The organism is Aminobacter sp. P4_H6_2 (assembly GCF_056400805.1).
The window spans coordinates 1-2,764 of record NZ_JBFUKO010000680.1 but is presented as its reverse complement, the minus strand read 5'-3'; the positions used below and the strand labels follow the sequence as shown (position 1 = coordinate 2,764).

Below are 2,764 nucleotides of genomic sequence, written 5' to 3'. Positions count from 1 at the left end.
GCGTGGTGAAGTCGCGCTTCTGGAACATGTAAAAGAGGTCGTACACGATCTTGTTGTTCATCGTGCCGCCAAACTGCGGGTGAGGGTGCAGTATGATGGCGATCGGCGCGTTCTTTTCCTTGGACGGCTGATAACGACCTTCCAGGCGACCCGCCGGACCGGTGAAAATGACCTCTGGCATAGAATACTCCACTTGACGCAAAGCCGATCAAACAATCCTGTGGCCAGCCTTGACGCGAGCGACGCGTCTTCATAGAAGCTAGTTTAGAACTGTTCAAAACTGGGCGGCGAAACCGCTCGTTTGGCAAAGCGGGTAGATAGGACGGCTCGCCTTGGAATTTCAAGGAAATTGCGCGTCCCTACACCCAAACGTGATTTGACAGGGCAGATTGAACCGAAATGGCCGGACCACGCGCCTATCTTGACCACAATGCCAGTGCGCCGCTGCTGYCCGCAGCGCGTGCTGCTGTGGTTGCRGCGCTCGATGTGGTGGCCAATCCGTCGTCCGTGCACAATGAGGGCAGGGCTGCCCGCAAGATCATCGAGGATGCCAGGCGCGATGTCGCCGCCCTTGTCGGCGCCAAAGCAGAGCATGTGGTGTTCACCTCAGGCGCCACCGAGGCTGCGACCACGCTGCTTTCGCCTGATTGGCGCATGGGCCGGGGGGCTGTGCGCATGTCGCGTCTCTACGTCACCGAAGCCGATCATCCTTGCGTGCTGAACGGCGGACGTTTCCCTGCCGATCGCGTCACGCGTCTTGGCGTCGACAGCAACGGTGTCGTAGACCTCCCTGCTTTGGAGGCCGCGCTCGCTGCCCACGATAAGTCGGAAGGCTTGCCGCTCGTGGCGATCCATTCCGCCAACAACGAGACCGGTGTCATTCAGCCATTCCGCGATATCGCCAGGCTGGTGAAGGCGGCGGGTGGGGTTCTGGTCGCAGATGCCGTCCAGGCAGCAGGGCGCGTTCCTCTCGATATGTCAGAGGCTTATGCGGATTACCTGATTCTATCCTCGCACAAGATCGGTGGGCCTAAGGGCGCTGGCGCAATCGTCGCCCAAGCCGATCTGATGATGCCGGCACCTCTGGTGTCAGGCGGCGGGCAAGAGAAAGGCCATCGCGGCGGCACCGAAAACCTGCCAGCTATCGCTGGATTTGGCGCGGCTGCACGAGACGCTCTGGCAGGGCTGGYCGAAATCGACAAGGTGCACGCCATGCGTGATCGCATCGAAGAGACGATCACGCGGCTTGTTTCCGATGCGGAAATCTTCGGAAAGGGCACCGAGCGGCTTGCCAATACGACATTCTTCGCTATTCCGGGCATCAAGGCTGAGACGGCGCAGATCGCCTTCGATCTGGGTGGCGTCGCGCTCTCCGCCGGTTCCGCGTGTTCGTCGGGCAAGGTCGGTCCCAGCCATGTGCTGAAGGCGATGGGCTTTGCCGACAATCTCGGTGCGTTGCGGGTCTCGATCGGCCGGCAGACGTCCGAGGCGGACATTGAAAAATTCGAAACGGCTCTCGCAGCGCTTCTGGCGCGGCGCACGGACCGTACGAAAGCCGCCTGATAGGCGGGAAATTTGGCCCAAGGGCCAGTGAACGGGTGTGTCAGGGCGCTGCGAGGCGGCCTTCCGGGTGAATTTCCGGAAAGAATGCACTATATGGAACTTACGCCGCACCAGCGGTGCCATAGTTTGAAAACTGTCGGGCCTTGACCCCGGCGTGGATGGAGAACGCCTATGCCTGCTGTGCAGGAAACGATCGAGCAGGTCCGCAAGATCGACGTGGACCAATACAAATACGGCTTCGAATCGTTCATCGAGATGGACAAGGCCCCCAAGGGCCTCAGCGAAGACATTGTCCGCTTCATCTCGGCCAAGAAGGGCGAACCGGAATGGATGCTCGAATGGCGTCTCGGCGCCTATCGCCGCTGGCTGACGCTTGACGAGCCGAACTGGGCGCGCGTCAACTATCCTAAGATCGACTTCCAGGACATCTATTTCTACGCGGCGCCCAAGAGCACGCCCGGACCGACCTCACTCGACGAAGTCGATCCCGAGATCCTGAAGGTCTACGAAAAGCTCGGCATTCCGTTGCGCGAGCAGGAAATCCTCGCCGGCGTTCAAAAGACTGTCGATCCCGAACTCGATGAGCTTGGCGACAATGTCTACAAGTCGGGCCGCGTCGCCGTCGACGCCGTGTTCGATTCGGTGTCTGTCGTCACCACCTTCAAGGACGAGCTGGCCAAGGCCGGCGTCATCTTCTGCTCGATCTCGGAAGCCATCCGCGAGCACCCCGAGCTGGTGAAGAAGTATCTCGGCACCGTGGTGCCGACGACAGACAACTACTACGCGACGCTGAATTCGGCCGTCTTCACCGACGGGTCCTTCGTGTTCGTGCCCAAGGGCGTTCGCTGCCCGATGGAGCTGTCGACCTATTTCCGGATCAACGAGAAGAACACCGGCCAGTTCGAACGCACGCTGATCATCGCCGAGGAAGGGGCTTACGTCTCTTATCTCGAAGGCTGCACTGCACCCCAGCGCGACGAGAACCAGCTTCATGCCGCCGTGGTCGAGCTGGTCGCGCTTGACGACGCCGAAATCAAGTATTCGACCGTCCAGAACTGGTATCCGGGCGATGCCCAGGGCAAGGGCGGCATCTACAACTTCGTCACCAAGCGCGGCGACTGCCGTGGCGACCGTTCGAAGATCTCGTGGACCCAGGTTGAGACCGGCTCGGCGATCACCTGGAAATACCCAAGCTGCATCC

3 protein-coding genes are annotated in these 2,764 nt (G+C 60.4%); 2 read left to right on the top strand and 1 reads right to left on the bottom strand.

Features of this window, described 5'->3' with window-relative positions; genetic code table 11:
• Window positions 1-181, bottom strand: a 181-nt coding sequence (locus AC1DUU_RS28520) for an alpha/beta hydrolase (protein WP_476786696.1), incomplete at its 3' end; no start/stop codon positions are given.
• Between the two features lie 218 nt (window positions 182-399).
• Here AC1DUU_RS28520 and AC1DUU_RS28515 point away from each other — a divergent pair.
• On the top strand, window positions 400-1,563 hold the full coding sequence (locus AC1DUU_RS28515; protein ID WP_476786695.1) for a cysteine desulfurase family protein: 1,164 nt from the start codon (window positions 400-402) through the stop codon (window positions 1,561-1,563).
• 171 nt (window positions 1,564-1,734) lie between these two features.
• The coding region (locus tag AC1DUU_RS28510; protein WP_476786694.1) for a SufD family Fe-S cluster assembly protein at window positions 1,735-2,764 on the top strand (1,030 nt) is incomplete at its 3' end.